This window comes from Capsulimonas corticalis (assembly GCF_003574315.2).
Lineage (GTDB): Bacteria > Armatimonadota > Armatimonadia > Armatimonadales > Capsulimonadaceae > Capsulimonas > Capsulimonas corticalis.
This window is the reverse complement of sequence record NZ_AP025739.1, coordinates 4,708,944-4,724,920: the sequence shown is the minus strand read 5'-3', so window position 1 is coordinate 4,724,920 and position 15,977 is coordinate 4,708,944. Positions and strand designations below refer to the sequence as shown.

Annotated in this window: 13 protein-coding genes and 2 tRNA genes; 6 read left to right on the top strand and 9 right to left on the bottom strand. The window is 62.3% G+C overall.

Annotated features, from left to right (window positions below):
* Positions 1-4: 4 nt before the first annotated feature.
* The 3 genes from D5261_RS20320 to D5261_RS20310 all read left to right on the top strand — a co-directional run bounded on the left by D5261_RS20320 (position 5) and on the right by D5261_RS20310 (position 3,912).
* Entirely contained in the window at positions 5-1,468 is a 1,464-nt protein-coding gene (locus tag D5261_RS20320; protein WP_125206306.1) for a S41 family peptidase, read from the top strand.
* A 45-nt stretch (positions 1,469-1,513) separates the two neighbouring features.
* The gene (locus D5261_RS20315; RefSeq protein ID WP_119324524.1) at positions 1,514-2,848 is read left to right on the top strand and encodes a S41 family peptidase; all 1,335 of its coding nucleotides are present in this window, start codon (positions 1,514-1,516) and stop codon (positions 2,846-2,848) included.
* A gap of 89 nt (positions 2,849-2,937) precedes the next feature.
* Positions 2,938-3,912: a LysM peptidoglycan-binding domain-containing protein gene (locus D5261_RS20310; protein WP_119324525.1), complete on the top strand. Its 975-nt coding sequence runs from the start codon at positions 2,938-2,940 to the stop codon at positions 3,910-3,912.
* A 21-nt stretch (positions 3,913-3,933) separates the two neighbouring features.
* Here D5261_RS20310 and D5261_RS20305 read toward each other — a convergent pair.
* From D5261_RS20305 to D5261_RS20295, 3 genes are all read right to left on the bottom strand, one after another.
* Positions 3,934-4,022: transfer RNA gene (locus tag D5261_RS20305), tRNA-Ser, on the bottom strand.
* A gap of 37 nt (positions 4,023-4,059) precedes the next feature.
* A tRNA-Arg gene (locus D5261_RS20300) sits at positions 4,060-4,135 on the bottom strand.
* Between the two features lie 173 nt (positions 4,136-4,308).
* On the bottom strand, positions 4,309-6,297 hold the full coding sequence (locus D5261_RS20295) for an ABC-F family ATP-binding cassette domain-containing protein (protein ID WP_119324526.1): 1,989 nt from the start codon (positions 6,295-6,297) through the stop codon (positions 4,309-4,311).
* 81 nt (positions 6,298-6,378) lie between these two features.
* Here D5261_RS20295 and D5261_RS20290 point away from each other — a divergent pair, with 81 nt between their 5' ends.
* Positions 6,379-7,497, top strand: coding sequence for a potassium channel family protein (locus D5261_RS20290; RefSeq protein ID WP_119324527.1), 1,119 nt, complete (start codon positions 6,379-6,381; stop codon positions 7,495-7,497).
* A gap of 13 nt (positions 7,498-7,510) precedes the next feature.
* Here the strand turns inward: D5261_RS20290 and D5261_RS20285 are convergent, their stop codons facing one another.
* The gene (locus D5261_RS20285; protein WP_119324528.1) at positions 7,511-8,503 is read right to left on the bottom strand and encodes a hypothetical protein; all 993 of its coding nucleotides are present in this window, start codon (positions 8,501-8,503) and stop codon (positions 7,511-7,513) included.
* Between the two features lie 139 nt (positions 8,504-8,642).
* Between D5261_RS20285 and pdxT the strand changes: the two genes are divergently transcribed.
* On the top strand, positions 8,643-9,242 hold the full coding sequence (gene pdxT, locus D5261_RS20280) for a pyridoxal 5'-phosphate synthase glutaminase subunit PdxT (protein WP_119324570.1): 600 nt from the start codon (positions 8,643-8,645) through the stop codon (positions 9,240-9,242).
* Positions 9,243-9,247: 5 nt separating this feature from the next.
* Positions 9,248-10,462, top strand: coding sequence for a WD40 repeat domain-containing protein (locus D5261_RS20275; protein WP_119324529.1), 1,215 nt, complete (start codon positions 9,248-9,250; stop codon positions 10,460-10,462).
* 165 nt (positions 10,463-10,627) lie between these two features.
* Here the strand turns inward: D5261_RS20275 and D5261_RS20270 are convergent, their stop codons facing one another.
* The 5 genes from D5261_RS20270 to D5261_RS20250 are packed head-to-tail and all read right to left on the bottom strand — an operon-like array spanning position 10,628 to position 15,664.
* The gene (locus tag D5261_RS20270) at positions 10,628-11,380 is read right to left on the bottom strand and encodes an ABC transporter ATP-binding protein (protein ID WP_119324530.1); all 753 of its coding nucleotides are present in this window, start codon (positions 11,378-11,380) and stop codon (positions 10,628-10,630) included.
* Between the two features lie 32 nt (positions 11,381-11,412).
* Positions 11,413-12,093 (bottom strand): ABC transporter permease, encoded by a 681-nt coding sequence (locus D5261_RS20265; protein WP_119324531.1) that lies wholly within the window; start codon positions 12,091-12,093, stop codon positions 11,413-11,415.
* On the bottom strand, positions 12,029-12,553 hold the full coding sequence (locus D5261_RS20260) for a PqqD family protein (protein WP_119324532.1): 525 nt from the start codon (positions 12,551-12,553) through the stop codon (positions 12,029-12,031). Before D5261_RS20260 ends, D5261_RS20265 begins: the two co-directional genes overlap by 65 nt.
* A complete protein-coding gene (locus tag D5261_RS20255; RefSeq protein ID WP_125206307.1) occupies positions 12,550-13,578 on the bottom strand; it encodes a hypothetical protein in 1,029 nt (342 codons plus the stop codon). Before D5261_RS20255 ends, D5261_RS20260 begins: the two co-directional genes overlap by 4 nt.
* A gap of 25 nt (positions 13,579-13,603) precedes the next feature.
* A complete protein-coding gene (locus D5261_RS20250; protein WP_119324534.1) occupies positions 13,604-15,664 on the bottom strand; it encodes an OPT family oligopeptide transporter in 2,061 nt (686 codons plus the stop codon).
* Positions 15,665-15,977 lie beyond the last annotated feature (313 nt).

The following is a 15,977-nucleotide window of genomic DNA, read 5'->3' as shown; positions in this document are numbered from 1 at the left end:
CCCAGTGACGATTTCAACACGTGGAATAGTCGCCGGCGCTGCGCTCACCGCGCTGACCGCAGGTACGTTCGCCTTAGGGATGCAGCTCGGTCCCGGTCACTCTCTTGGCCACAACCTCTTTCACCATCAGGTCGCTCAGGCGGACTCCGCCCATAACAAGAGCCTCCAACTGGTGTCCTTTCCCTCCGGAGCCGCCAAGGCCAAGCCCCTCGGGTTCGATATCGACACCGATGACACCGGCGGCGCGGACGGTCCCGGAGCCACGTTCCAGGAAGTTTATCTGAAGCTGAAGCGCAACTATGTGGAAGGCGTGCCGGACGATTCGATCCTCGCCCACGGCGCCGCCTCCGCGATGGTCGCTTCGCTCGGAGACCCGCAGTCCCGATTTTTGGAGCCCGCGCAGATGCAGGAGCTCAAGGATGAGATTCGCGGATCCTATCAGGGAATCGGCGCGACCACTCTTATCCGATCTCTCCAGCACGGCGATCCCAAAGCGACCAAGGAAAACGAAATCCCCGGATATATCGAGTACCGCCTGACCGTCGTCGCCCCGCTGCCCGGCAGTCCCGCCGAAAAAGCCGGCCTGCTGCCCGGAGACGTGATCACGGATATCAACGGAAAATGGGTCGCGACCTATGACCCGGTCACCGCCGCCGCCAAGGATTTGAAGGCCGTGCAGAACGACCCGGTCGCGTTCAACAAACTAGCCAAAGATATTCAAAAGAAGATCGACTCGGCCCTCACGCTCACGCTGGCCGAGAACCAACTGATCAGCGACAACTCCAAGAGCTTCGTGCTGACGGTGTCGCGTTCCGGACAGGACAAACCGATTACGCTGACGCTGGATAACTCCACGCCGACGCAGGTGACGCCGGTGGCTTCGAAGTCGCTGCCGGGCAACATCGGCTACGTCAAGATCACGCAGTTCACGGACACGGCGGCGGACTCGCTCGGCTCGGCGCTCACCGGTTTCGGGACCGACACCAAGGGCCTGATCGTCGACCTGCGAAACTCGCCGGGCGGCCTCCTAGACGCCGGCGCGGCTATCGCGGGCAAGCTGACCAACGCCAAATCGCTGGGTATCGTCCAGCTCAAGGGCAAGAAGGAAAACTCGATCGCGATCACGTCATCCAAGACCATCGCTTATCCGATCGTGGTCCTCGTCAACCACGGCACCGCCAATACGGCGGAGCTGCTTGCGGACACTCTGCAGCGCAGCGGCGCCAAGCTGGTCGGCGAGAAGACCTTCGGCGACGCCACCGACGTCTCCCCGGTCGCTCTGCGGGATGGCTCGGGCTTCACGATGACGGTTGGACAGCTGTTCACCGCGTCGCACTCCAGCTTCAGCGAAGTCGGGATCAAGCCCGATGTGGTCACGCAGCCGGGCGCGGCGGCCGATGAGCCGCTGAACCAGGCGATCGGCCTGCTTTCCGGACAGGTCGCGGGACTGCCCCCGACCCACGTTTGACCCTTTGGGATTTGGACAGAGAGACCAGGATTTAGGACTTCGACAATGACCATTCAAAATATCACCGGAAGGGCTCTGGGAGTGGCGTCGCTGCTGTTCGTCGCGTTCGCGGGAGGCGTCAGCTTCCGGGACTTCCACGGCGTCCGCAGCGCGCAGGACCTGCGCTCCGCCGTCATGCTCGTGCCGCAGCGCCTGGAAACGGCCTATATGACCGCCGCGCAGGGACAAACGGCCGAGTACACGCCCTATCAGACCTACGCCGATGTGCTCACCACACTGCGCGCCAACTACTACGGCAAGGATATCGACCCGACCCAGATGACCTACAACGGCATCCGGGGCATGATGGGATCCCTGAAGGACCGCTACACGCGCTTCATGGACCCCAAGGCGTATCAGGACATGGTGGACGACAACCATGGCGAGTTCGTGGGGATCGGCGCGCTGCTTGGCACGAACAAGGCCGAACAGATCTATGTCGTGCGCGTCCTGCAAGGCGGCCCCGCCCTGCGCTACAAAGTCATGGCGGGCGATATCATTCTGAAAGTCGACGGCAAGTCGACCCTGAAGATGAAGGACACAGCGGTCGTGAAGCTGATCCGAGGCGCGGCCGGCACGAAGGTAACCTTGACGCTGCTGCGTAAGGACGCCCCCCAGCCCGTCGTTATCACCATGCCGCGCGAAACGGTCCAGCAGGAAGTCGTTCAGCACAGCATCATCGATCCGGTCAACAAGATCGGCTATATCTCGCTGAGCGTGTTCAACGAGGAAAGCGACGTCCAGATCGACAAGGCGCTGCTGGATCTCCAGGGACAGGGCGTCAAAGGGCTGATCCTCGACCTGCGCGAGAATCCGGGCGGCCTGCTCGATATCGCCCAGCGCGTCGCCAGCCGTTTCGTTCCCTCCGGCCCGATCGTCTGGATCAAGGACCGCACCGGCCCGATGCAGTCGCTGGACGTGATCCCGAGCCTGCACAAAAACCACATGCATTACCCGCTGGTCGTGCTGGTGAACGGCGACAGCGCCAGCGCCTCCGAGATCGTCTCCGGCGCCATCAAGGACACCGGCTCCGGCACCCTGGTCGGCGAGAAGACCTTCGGCAAGGGCCTCGTGCAGACCATCATGGGGCTGCGCGACGGCAGCGCCGTGGCGATCACGACTCAGCATTACTACACGGCGATGAAGCACGATATCAACCACAAGGGAATCGAGCCGAACATCACGGTGTCGTATACCGACGACGATCAGCGCAAGATGTACGCCTACTTGCGCGAGCACCCGGAAGCGTTCTACGATCTGAAGAACGACACACAGCTGCAGCGCGCTCTGACGGAGCTCGTTCAGCGCACCCGAGTCGCCAGCGCTCGCCCCTGGGAATAGAATCTCGATAACCGCCACGCCCCGCAGTCCCTCACGACTGCGGGGCGTTTTTTGCTCTTAACACGCGAATTCGGACCTTTCAAAAACCTATGAGCGAACAAACGCCCCACGCGGAAATTCCAGAGTCCACCGAAGAGATCCTGAGGGCCGACGCCGCGCTGCGGCGTCAGCTGCGCTTGTTCAAAGCGCTGGCCGGCGTCGCCGTGGTCGCCCTGCTCGCGGGCGGCGGCTACGTTGTCTATCAGCGCCATCTCGGGCAGCCGGTCTCGATCCTGCTCGACGGCAAGCCGATCGTCACGCTGCAAAACCAGCAAACCGCCACCACCGTGCTGGCGGCGGCGGAGCGCAAAGCCGCCGGATTTGACGTCGGCGCGAAGGATATCGTCCGCCTGCAAAAAGTGCAGTTCGTGCGCACCTCGGGCAGCGAGCCGATCGACAGCCCCGACACCGCGCAGGACAAGATCGCATCGCGTCTCAAGCTGCACGTCTACGCATACGCGATCTCGGTCAACAAGCGTGTGACCGTCGCGCTGCCGACGGAAGACGACGCCAACAAAACGCTCACCCTGATCAAGGACCACTTCGCGCAGGCGCCGCCCGACGCGAAAGTCATCGGCGATCCGACCTTTTCGGAAAACGTGCTCGTCGCGCGCAAAGCCGTCGACCCGGCGCGCATCAAGCCGACTCCCGAGGAAGCGGCGACTTTTAGCTGGACGCCCCCGCCCTCCAAGGATTACGTGGTCAAGCCACACGAAACGGGGTATGCGATCGCCCGCAAAAACCACATCAGTTTCTCTGATTTTCTGATCGCGAACGCCGGCCGCAACCTCAACAAGCTGAAGCCAGGCGACACCGTGATCATCCAGAAGAACCCACTGCCGCTGACAGTATTAGTGAAGAAACAATTTCAGGCGGATGAGAAGATCATCGCGAACGCCCCCGAAAGCGAAGCCGGCCTGCGCACCGTCACATATCTTGTGACATACGCCAACGGCGCGGAGATTCATCGGGATGTTCAGAACATGATGACAATCAAAAAGCCCCGTACGCGTACGGAGCTTTGATTGCGGAACGATTTGGGGAAATGGCGGAGAGGGAGAGATTCGAACTCTCGGAGGTTTGACCCTCACCCGCTTTCGAGGCGGGCGCACTAGACCAACTATGCGACCTCTCCAGTATGCACGACCGTCCGGCGATGGAGTCAGTGGATGTGGCGCCCTCGGGCGGAATCGGACCGCCGACACACGGTTTAGGAAACCGTTGCTCTATCCACTGAGCTACGAGGGCATGGTCCCCACGGCCGCTGCGCGGCGCGGTGACGACAATGCGCCGGTCGATTGGTTGTTATTATACCGATTGCCAGGACGGTTGTCAACGGGTAATTTGCAGGATTACGCATTTGAGAGCGGAATGCGAGCAGAGAAAACCACCCATTGAAGTGCGGTGTATCAACCTTTAGACTATCCCAATTCCTCTTGATCCGCGACCGCCTTCTCCCACGCCGCCAGCGCCGTCATCAGCTCGTCTTGCAGACGGGTGTGCTCGGCGGCGAGCGTCACCATTTCCTGAACCGAATCGCTGGGCGAGGCGAGTTTGGTCTCCAGCTCCCCGATCCGCGCTTCGATCTTGTTGACGGTGGCTTCGGTCTTGACGACAAGCTCTTTCGCCTTCGTTCGCGCCTTGCTGAGATCGCGGAAGTTGAGGCCGGACTTGCCGCCGCCGCCCGCGCCGTTCGTGGCGGCGACGGGGGCGGATGCGGCGGCCTTGACCGGCGCGGGCGCCGGAGCGGCTTTCTTCGCGGGTTCGACCTTTGGTTTGGCGGCCGGCAAGTTCGCTTTCTGAGCTTCGCGCCAGGCGGCGTAGTTGCCTTCGAAGTTGACCACGCCGCCGTCGCCGGTGAGGGCAAGCGTCTTGTTGGTCGTGGCGTTCAGAAGATAACGGTCGTGCGAGACGATCATCAGGGTGCCGTCGTAGTTCGACAGCATCTCGGTCAGCACTTCGCAGCTCGCAATGTCCAGGTGGTTCGTCGGTTCGTCCAGGATCAGCAGGTTGCAAGGCTCCAGGATCATACACGCCAGGGCCAATTTGTTCTTCTCGCCGCCCGACAGCATGCCGACTTGCTTGAAGACATCGTCGCCCATGAATAGAAAGCGGGCGAGATAGTTGCGCGCTTCGGTGCTCGTCATGTCCGCCGATCCGAGCACGGTGTCGAGGACCGAGAGACTGGTGTCCAGGCTGTCCGTCGCGTGCTGCGAAAAGTACGACAGCCGGACGTTGTGCCCAAAGTGGATCAGGCCCTGGCTTGGCGTTTCCAGGCCCAGTAAGATCTTCACCATCGTCGTTTTGCCCGCGCCGTTCGGACCGACAAGGCCGACGCGCTCGCCGCGCTCCACGGTCGCGTTCACATGGGAGAAGAGCGTGCGGTCGCCGTAGGACTTCGCGAGGTCTTCCATCTGGATCACTTCGCGCCCCACCCGGCCGGCGCCAGCGGCGTCGAACCGCGCGTGCATGCTGCTGGTGTCCGTCTTCGGGCGGTCGATCTTCTCCATGCGCTCGATACGGCCCTGAGTCTTCAGGCGCAGGTGCGCCTGGGTGGCGTTCGCGGCCATGTTGCGCTTGACGAGGTCGTTGAGCCGAGCGATCTCCGCCTGCTGATTCTCGTACATGTCCTGCTGGCGCTGGAGCTGCTCTTGCTTCTGCTGATGGTAGTGCGAGTAGTTGCCCCGGTACACGGTCAGCTTTTGATTCTCGACCTCGCCGATCGTATCGGTGACGGCGTCCAGGAAGTACCGGTCGTGGCTGACAAGCAGCACGGCGCCTTCGTAGCTCTTGAGGAATCCTTCCAGCCACTCCGTCGCGCCGATGTCCAGGTGGTTCGTCGGTTCGTCCAGGATCAAAATGTCCGGCTTGGACAGAACGATCTTCGCCAGGGCCAGACGTGTCTGCTCGCCGCCGGAGCACGATCCGACGAGCTTGGTGTGGTCGGCCTCGGTGAAACCGAGGCGCTCCATCACCATTTCCAGGTCATTGGAGTAATGGTAACCGCCGGCGGCCTCGAAGGCGTCGCGCATATCGGAGTATTGGGCCATCACCCGCTCCAGCGCTTCGTCCGTGGTCGCATCGGTCATCTCATGCTCCAGCACCTGAAGCGTCGCCTCCATCTCACGCAGAGGCTCAAAGATCTGCTGGACTTCCTCCCAGATCGTGTGCTCCGGGTGAACCGGCGCTTCCTGGCGCAGATACCCAAGGCGACGGCCGTTCGCCAGCGACACCCGTCCCGCGTCGGGCGTTTCCAATCCCATCAAAATCCGCAGCAGGGTCGTCTTGCCGCAGCCGTTGCGTCCGACAAGCCCCATTTTCTGCCCGGCGGCGATGCTGAAGGTCACTCCGCGAAACAATAAGTCGACGCCGAAGCCCTTTTCCAAATCCGAAACGGTCAATATACTCATAATTATCTCGCGCTATTGTAGCCGCGTCCGCCTCCTGGAGTCAAGCAGCGTCAAAGCGCGAGACCCTTGTATAATATACGTATGAGAACCGTCGCTTGTCTCCTGAGCCTTACCTGCCTGGTCTTTATTCTGTGGGAGGCGTTCGAAACGATCGTCCTCCCGCGCACGGTGTCCCGCAGTTTGCGCATGACCCGTCTGCTCTATCGATACGGCTGGAGAATTTGGAAAAGAATCGCCGAGCGCATCGGCGACCCCGGCAGGCGTGAAACATTTCTCGGCTATTTTGGGCCCATGTCCCTGCCGATGCTGATGGCGATCTGGGCGGTCGGGCTAATCGTGGCTTTCGGAACGCTGCAATGGGCGATGGGGATGCCGCTGGCCGATTCCTATCATTCGCAATCGTATTCCAGCCATGTCTACATGAGCGGCACGACGTTTTTCACGCTGGGATACGGCGATGTTACGCCGGTCTCGCGTCTCGGGCGCGCCTGCGCCGTCGCCGAATCGGGAGTTGGGCTCGGCTTCTTTGCGCTCGTCATCGGCTATCTGCCGGTGCTCTACCAGGTGTTCTCACGAAGGGAAATTACGATCTCGCTGCTGGACGCGCGCGCCGGCACGCCGCCCGCCGCCGTGGAGCTGCTGCGGAGATATCAGGTGAACGAGGATGTCGGCGCGCTCGACGCGCTGCTGAAGGAATGGGAGCACTGGTCCGCGGAGCTGCTGGAGAGCCAGCTCTCTTACGCCGTGCTGGCGTACTACCGATCGCAGCATGACCGGGCGTCCTGGCTGTCCACCCTCACGCTGATTATGGACACCTGCGCGCTGCTGATCGTCGGCGTGGACGGGATCAAGGCGACGCAGGCGCGGCTGACGTTCGCGATGGCGCGGCACGCCGCCGTGGACATCTCGCTCGTCTTCAACACCAAGCCGAGCAATCCCGAGCAGGACCGTTTGCCGGCGGAGCAGCTTGCGGAGGCGCGCCGCATTTTGGCGGAGGCCGGCGCGCCGCTGCGCGACGGCCCCGATGCGGACGCCAAGCTGCAAAAGATCCGAGCGCTGTATGAGCCCTATGTCCACGCGCTCGGCGACACCATGCTGTATCCGCTGCCGAATTGGATCGCCGAGCCGGGAGCGCTCGACAACTGGCAGACCAGCTCCTGGGACCACAACATGGCCGGCGACCGCAATCACTTCGGGTAACGGATCGGGAGTATCAGCGTCCGTGCAGCGGGCCGTGCGCTTTATGGATCCCGCCCTGGAAGTGGACGGATTGGACATCGGCGGCCTCGATCATATGGATCCCGTCGAAGGCGTTCAGCACATAGATGTAGCCATCATAGCTGAGCAGCATTCCATAGGCGATATCGCTGCTGACCATCGTGATCTCCACTTGCCGAGGCAGCCCCTCGATCTCCGGTCCGCCGCGCACGGCCTGCGGCGCATCGGGGATATAGTCGCGGGAGCCGGGCTTCGTACGCCGAGTCGACGCGACATTCCCGGCGTCCAACATCACGACCTTCGCGGCGGTCTGGACTTTGTAAGTCCGTCCATCAAACGCCAGCAGCTTGCCCTGGACTTCCTCGCCGCTGCTGAGGGTAAACACCGTGCCGTTATCGAGAAAGCCGTTCCCCACGCCCTTCAGTTCCGACGGCGCGGGGAATAGCGTGGTGTCCTGATCGACATAGCCCAGATAGGTCTGCCCCTGGTGAACGGTGATATCGCCTCCCTTGATCGCGAGGCCGATCAAACCGCCGGTAAAGACGAAGGCGGCCGGGGAGGCGTTCGTCAGATCGATGCCGGACTTCGCCAGCGCCGCCGTCCGGATCGGAACCCGGGTTTTGTCCGGCGCCAGCACATAATTGCACGTGAAGGTCATCTTGCCGGGCAGTCCGACGGATTTGTGAGCCTTGGAATCGATCACGCGGCCAAACGCCTGCGAACCGGCGGGGATCACGAGAACATGCCCGGGCGCGTAAACGTTTTGCAGCACTTCATAGCTGACCACCTCGCCTTCCGGGGTTGCGCCGGATTTGAGGTCCTGCAGCAGCCGGACTCGAACCGGGGTGTATTCGGGAAGTAAAACACGATGTTCGGCGGGAACAACCATGTGGCTTCCCGCCGTCTTATGGGAGGCGGCGTGCGCCGGCGGCGCGAGAACGGCGCCGAGCGTAAGCAGTGCGAGCGTACGAGATGTGAAGGATAGCATACGTCAATTTTACCATAGAGCCCGCCCGCTTGCGACGCGCCTATTGAGATGAATGCGCGGCGGCGCCGGAAATCGCCAAAAGAATGTGGTAAAATACAGTCATTCCATCTTCTTGACCCATAAGGATACTTCCTGCATCATGGCGAACTCGCCAAAAGTCGCGGTGGTCGCCATGCAAGGCGATTACGCGAAGCATATCGAAATGCTCCAGAGCCTGGGCGCCGACGCGGCGTCGGCCCGCCTGCCCCGTGAGATCGAACAAGCCGACGCGATTGTGATCCCCGGCGGCGAAAGCACGACGATTGGCAAAATGCTCGCGCGCTACGGGATGGATGACGCGATTAAAAATGCCGCCGAAGCGGGTAAACCCATCTATGGAACCTGCGCGGGTCTGATCTTGCTGTCCCAGCGCATCGCGGCGGGCACGGGTGAGCGCGGCGGCCAGCCGACCCTCGGCCTGCTCGACGTCACCGTCACCCGCAACGGCTTTGGCCGGCAAACGGACTCGTTCGAAACAACGGTCGATGCTCCGGAAGTGAGCGACACTCCGCTGCATGCGCTGTTCATTCGCGCGCCTTATATTTCGGAAGCGGGAGACGGCGTCGTGGCGCTGGCTTCCTACGAAGGCAAAACGGTCTTCGTCCGCCAGGGCAAGATTCTTGCGACCGCGTTTCACCCGGAACTGGTGGGCGACGCCCGCGTGCATCGCTACTTCCTTTCCATGATCGGGCAAGGTTAATTACGGTGATTGTCCAGCGCTGGATCGTCAGCACTCTCGCAGTGGGATTTGTGTTCGGGGCGACTGCTCTCTGGCAGCGTTCCGATAACCCGTTCGCACATCTGGCGATCGCGCAGGGGCAGTCGCCGGAGCCCAAGTACACCTTCTCCGCCGTCTGGCCGCAGCCGCTTCCGGTCACCGATTTCCGCTCGGCCTCCATCTCTCCCGACAACGCCTTCTTCGCCGTGGTGGCCTCCGACAAGAACACCGTGACGCTGCGGCATCAAAACGGCAAGAAGATCTGGAGCATCCCCGATCCGGGCGCGACGAAAGCCTGCGTCAGCGCCGGCGGCGATTCCGTCATTACCTACGCGCCGCTCAACCCGACTCGCCCGAGCGTGACGATCGTCCGCGGCATCCATGCGGACAGCGTGACGCGGCGCACATTGGACGGCGCGATCTGGGACGCCTCCATGTCGCAGGACGGCAAGACAGCCGCCGTCGTCACCGGCAACCACTCGCTTTATCTCTTCACCATGCGCCCGCAGCTCTCGTGCAACCAGTGGTCGATCGACGGAATCGGCAACTCGGTCGCGGTGAACACCAAGACCCAGTGCGTCGTCGCCGGCACCTGGGACGACAGCGGCGTGGCGTGTTACAACTTCCAGGGACAACTGCTTTGGAAATACCCGAGCGACGCCGGGAAGCGGCGAACCGTGCTGAACCGGCTCTTTGAGGCGCAGTTTTCGCAGGACGGGCAGTATGTTCTGGGGATCTCGTATTCGAACATCCATCACAGCGACGGCGTTCTGTATCTCTGGCAGCGCGGCGGCAACGGCGTTCCGCTCTGGTCGCACGCGCTTGGGCCGGACGCTTCCGATCTCAAAGCCCGCATCACCGCCGACGGCCGCTATGTCGCGCTCTCCTATCTGCAAAACATCGCTCAGGGCGACCGTTCCGCCGAGCAGCGCTGGCTCCTGCTACTCGATCACAACGGCAAGGAAGTCGTCCGTCGCGGCGGTCTGCTGTTCCCGCCCAACCTGGTCAGCGTCTCCCCCGACGGCTCCATCATCGCCGTGTCCGTCGGCGACAAAGCCCTGTACAATGTGAACAACCAGGGCCGAGTCTTCGCGCCCAAGAGCATGGACACATCGATCCGGCAGACCGCCACCTCGCCAGACGGCACCCTGATGCTTGTCTACACCGGCGACGGCGCCCTGAGCCTCGTCCGACCGCTTTAGGCGTTAGGAAGGCCCTCACCCGGCCCTTCGGGCCACCCTCTCCCAATCTTAGGAGAGGGTTAAGATCAGAAAAAGATTTGGATCTTTGATCCAAATCAAAAAACTCCCTCTGACTCCCCCTCTCCCAGTTTTGGGAGAGGGGCCGGGGGGTGAGGGCCTCTCTGCCTACCCCTCCAATAACTGCGCCTCCCCGGACATCGCCCCAATATTGAGCTTGATCTCCGAACGGTTCTGAATCTTCTCCACCTTGCCGTCCCGTATCCAAATCGTCCGGTCGGAAACGTCCACCATCTTGTAATCGTGCGTCGCCGTGATGATCGTCACGCCCTGGTCCTGGTTGAGGTGGCGCAGGAGGGCGATGATGTCTTCGCCCGTCTTGGAGTCGAGGTTGCCGGTCGGTTCGTCGGCCAGGACGATGCTGGGGTTATTCGCCAGGGAGCGCGCGATGGCGACGCGCTGCTGCTGGCCGCCGGAGAGCTCGGTCGGCTTGTGATCGCGGCGGTGGCCGAGGCCGACGATGTCCAGCAGCTCCAGGGCGCGCTTCGTGCCGTCTTCGGAGGGCATACCGGCGAAGATCGTCGGCAGCATCACGTTCTCCAGCGCGGTCATGACGGGGATGAGGTTGAACGTCTGGAAGATGTAGCCGATCGTATGGCAGCGCAGGTACGCCAGTTCGCCGGCGTCGAGCTGCGCCATATCGACATCGTTGATGAAGACGCTGCCGCTGTCGGGCTTGTCCAGGCCGCCGATGGCGTTGAACAGCGTGGACTTTCCGGAGCCCGACGGGCCCATAATCGAGATGTACTCGCCGCGCTTGATATCGACGCTGACGCCGTTCAGCGCGCGCAGGACCTCATCCCCCAGCTTGTAAATCTTGACGACGTCCTTGGTGCGGACGATATACTCTGTTGCGGCCATTCGGTTCTCCGATATCGTGAACGAGAAAGAGTTTAGACATCGCTGCGCAGCGCGGCGGCGGGCGGCATCTGCGCGGCGCGGACGGACGGGAGCAACGCGGCGATCACCGTCAGGAACGCTCCAGAGCCGATACACCAGAAAAAGAGCTTGCCGATAATCAGCGGCGTGACCGCGCCGACGCCCACGGCCCATCCGAGCGTCGCCCATCGGACCAGCGCCACGGTCAGCACTCCCAACACCCAGCCGCCGAACGACGAGACGACACCCATGAACATCGCTTCGATCAAAAACAGCCGAACGATCAGCGAGTCCAGCGCACCCAGGCACTTCATCGTGCCGATCTCCCGAAAGCGCTCCGCCACCGACATCAGCATCGAATTCGTGATCCCTGTGATGCAGACGAGCACCGACATCACGACCAGCCAGATCTGCCGATAGACGGCCTGGTGGTAATCCGCCATCAGATCGGGATCGGTCGGTTTCTGCTGGAGCCACAAGGTCGCCAGGGAAAAGCAAAGAAAGGCGATGCTAAGAAAGATACCGCCGGCCGTGATCAGCGAGCGCCAGAACCGGATCTTCAGCGAGTTCATCGCGATTTCAACGGCCTTGCGCCAGGGCAGGTTGATCTGTTTTTTATTCACCGGCTTGCTAATGGCGGCGGCGGGAACCGGAGCGTGACCGTTGCGCGGCGCCGCCGGAGTTGGGTCGGACATGAGCGGACCTCTTTCCTTCCGTATGATATCCAATGAGATCGCGCTGCGCGAGCATCTTCATAAAGGCCAGGACGCTGACCTCGGCCTGGCGTTTGTTCAGCTTGTACTTGGCGCTGGTAAAATCGGCGAGCTGGCGGACGGTGTGGGTCCCGTCGCACATGGTCCAGATGGCCGAGCCGTATTCATCGAGCTCGACGCGCCGATCCACCGGCGCGCTCAGCAGGCGCGTCACCCAGCGCGTTAGCGGCCCCATCGTGCGCGGCGCGGAAAGCACCACCAGTGGATCGGGCGTTTCCGAGACATCCTCGTCGCCACTCGCGTCCTGCGGCTTCGTGGTCCAGGTGACGACGCTGCGGCGCAGAGGCCTCAGGCGCAGCATCTCCTCCCGTGTCAGCGGCGGCTTCCGCTCGCGCAAAAACGGCAGGTACTCCGCCAGTCCGGAAAAACGTCCCTGTTTCATGACGCCTCTTCCGGAACGGGATGGCAAACGGTCCGCTCCACGATCCGGTCCACCAGCGTGGGATCCAAGCGGCGTGTATAACTCTGAATCAGAAAAATCTTATTTGTCTCCGGGCACTCCCAAATTCGCGCGGCGTAATGGATCGCGGGCAGCTGAAGTCTCGTGAGCTGCGGGATCGCCTGCGCCCCCCAGTACGTCAGTCCCCATCGGCGGCCGGTCATCGCCAGCGCCGTGTGACCATGGATCGTCGTTTCCTCGGATTGATAGCGAAGCGACGACTCCTGGGCGCTGTTCTTCTCCTGAAACCACTCGTCCAGATAGGCGTTGCGCAGCTGCACGCTCGCCACGCCCCACTGCTCCACCGTCACCAGATCCGTCGTCCCCGCGCGCTCGAACGCGAGCTGCACGTAGATATTCAGAAGCTGCGGCTTGCCTTTGAGCGTAAAGTCCGCCGGAACCTCCGTATGGAGGTCATACAGCGACCACGGACGCCAGGCGGGGTCGGCGGAGTGGCACTCCAGGGACGCCAGCACGTCATGCGCCAGATGCTGAAAATCGCCCTTCGCCGCGCCGACAACCTGTGCGATCATCAGACGTCCGCATTCGGCGCAATGCCAGATACGGCCCACGCCCTTGCGGTCCACGCGCCAGTGGAACGACCGCGCCGTGCGCACCGGAAAACGGCGATCCTCCAGCGGCTTGCTCTTCGTGTCGGCGGACAGCTTCTGCTTCTTGGCGCCCTTATCGACGCTCGTCAGATACTGATCCAGCCGCTTCTCCAGGTCGGCGGCGGATAGGGCTTTCTTGGGCCGGGACCAGCGGATCTCGACTCCCATGACGGCGTTCCCCGCCGTCTCGCCATTATCGATACGGATATTGCCGACGCGCGCGTCCCCGCCATACGCCGCCAAATTCCAGGCGTCGGGCGTATTCGCCGTCACGCCCTGCCACCCCACCCGCTTCCAGCCCTTTGGCGTCCGAATCGGGGCTTGCGGGGCGGCGTCTGTTTCCGAGATCGTATTCACGAGAAGCACTTTTCTTGCCCAGCCGTCAGAAAGGCAGATACGAGACCGTCTTGCTGATCAGCGCCAGCGCGATGGCGCACATGCCGATGAGTCCCGTGCCGCAGGAGAAGCCCGCGAGCAGAACGGGCGCGTAGAGCTGCCAGCGCTCCTGGCCGAAGCTGCGCGCGAAGACCTTCTTGCCGAGCCATGCGCCGACAAATGTCGGGATCGTATTGTGCGGATAATTGCTCATGCCGGCGATAAATCCGTAGAAGAACGAAACGGGCTGCCCCAGCAGCTTGGTCAAGCCGTACAAGGCCAGGCCGCTCGCGCCGCCGATCCCGATCAAATCGGGCTTGATGACATGGAGCGCCCACTTGGCGCCGCCCACGGAGTTGATCTGCGTCCAGATCGCCTGCGTCACCGCATACTGCGGCCAGAACTTCTGCGCGTATGGGAACTGCACCGAAGGGATGTCGTTGGTGTACCACAAAAAGCCCCAATACACAAGGCTGAAGATCAGCACTAGCGGCAGCATAAACATCTCTAATTTGAGAATGCTGCTGAACTTCGTTCCCGTCAGTTCGATCTCGCGGAACTTCTGCGCCTGCGCGCCGTAGTTGTTGAGCGGCAGCGGCGCGAACCAGATATCCGGCTGAGTATAGTGCGTGCCCAGAACAACCAGCTGATTGACAAACGGGAAGTCGATCGACTGCCCCGTCAGCGCCAGCATGCGCGCCGAGACATACGAATAGATCGGCGTCCACACCAGACCGAAGAAGGCGATGATCCAGATGGGAAACGCCGGAATGAGCTGATGGTTCATCACGACATAGCCGAGCGTCGCCAGCAGCCAGACGCCCAGCGCGGCGTACCACGGGAAGTCGCCGCGTCCCTTGGGGACCTTCGCCAGGCTTCCGCGCTGCGCCGTCTCCGCCTGACCGCGCGACCGGATGACCATAAAGAGCACCGACCCGATGCCGATCAGCGCGACGGCGATCTGTGTCCCGATGCCGAACGACATCCAGAAGTCGACATCCACCGAGATCTTGGTCTGGATGGCCGGCGAGCCGCTCACCCAGTTCGGGAACATCCCGTAGTGGTGCAGGATCGGGTTGGCGACGATCTGCGACAGGACGGAGCCGATGACGCTTCCCTTCACGACGGAGTATGGAAGCACAAAGCCGATCAGCAGCGCCCCAAGGTCCGGATTGTAACCGACCAGCGAGGTCGGCAGGATCCGTTCGACGTTGTTCGTAAAGTCAAAGAACGGGATCGGCAGCAGCTGGATCGGTTTCGAGAACACGACGCCCGTGAAGATCGGGATCGCCAGATAGAAGAACCCGAAGATCAGTCCGATGACGGTGCCGGCGGAGAAGACGCGCCAGCGCCAGGACTCTTCCTTGGTGGACGCCTCGGCGAGCGCGGTCGCGCCGGAGGCGGCGACGGAGGCCATGGGGAACGGCAGGCGCTCGATATCGGACGTGACGCGGAACAGCAGATAGCCCAGGCCCATCCACTTCATACGGTCCAGGATCTGCGTGAATATCAAAATCGGGACGGGAGACCAGAGCAGCGGCAGGTACCAGTCTTTGTCGAGCAGGCTGCGGTTCGTATACGCCGTCGATCCCAAATGGGGCGCAATCCAGTGCGGCAGCTTTTCCGCGACGGCGTGCATCGCCGGCGACTGCATCAGGAACTGCATTCCGATCAAGCCGCCAAATGGCCCGCCCGAAACGCCCGGCAGCACCGTAAATCCGGTCACCGTCAGCGCGCCCGCCATATAGAAGAGGCAATAGATCTCCTGCCGCTTCAGCGGCATAAACGATCGCCGCGCCACCTCCGAAAAGAGCACGATCGTCACCCACTGCGCCGCCGCGCCCAGGCTTTGCCCCGCCACCAGCCCGAGATAGATCGCGCCCGGCAGCATGAATAGGCACACGAACAGCGTGCCGATCATCACCTTGCCGGTGAACCCCTCCTCGAACTGCGGCGCCCCGCCGCCGCCTTCGGACTCCGCGGCGTCTTCGACGCGCGCCCGCGCATCGGACATCTCATCCCGCGCCGCCGCCCGTCCGCCTTTATTCGCCTGTCTTGAAAACGCCACGGTTCGTGGTTTCTCCTTCTCGTCTCACTCGCGGCTATTGTAAAATCTTTTGAGGACGCCCCGAGCTCTGAGGGCCGATCCCAGCAGAGGTCGCCCACCCCCGCGCAAACCCACCCCGGCCCTGCGGGCCACCCCTCCCGGGTGACCTACCCACGGCCTTCGCGCTGCCCTCTGGTCCTACCTCCCCCCGCGCTACGCGCGACCCCTCCCGGGCAAACCCACCCCGGCCCTGCGGGCCACCCCTCCCGCCGACGGGAAGGGTTATTTCAGAGTGTGTTATCGCAGGCAGTTTGCGTTAGAGGCTATCCTACCA

Excerpts from the sequence above, each read along its gene's own strand:
- D5261_RS20265 (WP_119324531.1), bottom strand. The coding sequence starts at position 12,093 with ATGTCCGACCCAACTCCGGCGGCGCCGCGCAACGGTCACGCTCCGGTT.
- D5261_RS20290 (WP_119324527.1), top strand. The coding sequence starts at position 6,379 with ATGAGAACCGTCGCTTGTCTCCTGAGCCTTACCTGCCTGGTCTTTATT.
- D5261_RS20310 (WP_119324525.1), top strand. The coding sequence starts at position 2,938 with ATGAGCGAACAAACGCCCCACGCGGAAATTCCAGAGTCCACCGAAGAG.
- D5261_RS20295 (WP_119324526.1), bottom strand. The coding sequence starts at position 6,297 with ATGAGTATATTGACCGTTTCGGATTTGGAAAAGGGCTTCGGCGTCGAC.
- D5261_RS20260 (WP_119324532.1), bottom strand. The coding sequence starts at position 12,553 with ATGAAACAGGGACGTTTTTCCGGACTGGCGGAGTACCTGCCGTTTTTG.
- D5261_RS20315 (WP_119324524.1), top strand. The coding sequence starts at position 1,514 with ATGACCATTCAAAATATCACCGGAAGGGCTCTGGGAGTGGCGTCGCTG.
- pdxT (WP_119324570.1), top strand. The coding sequence starts at position 8,643 with ATGGCGAACTCGCCAAAAGTCGCGGTGGTCGCCATGCAAGGCGATTAC.
- D5261_RS20285 (WP_119324528.1), bottom strand. The coding sequence starts at position 8,503 with ATGCTATCCTTCACATCTCGTACGCTCGCACTGCTTACGCTCGGCGCC.
- D5261_RS20270 (WP_119324530.1), bottom strand. The coding sequence starts at position 11,380 with ATGGCCGCAACAGAGTATATCGTCCGCACCAAGGACGTCGTCAAGATT.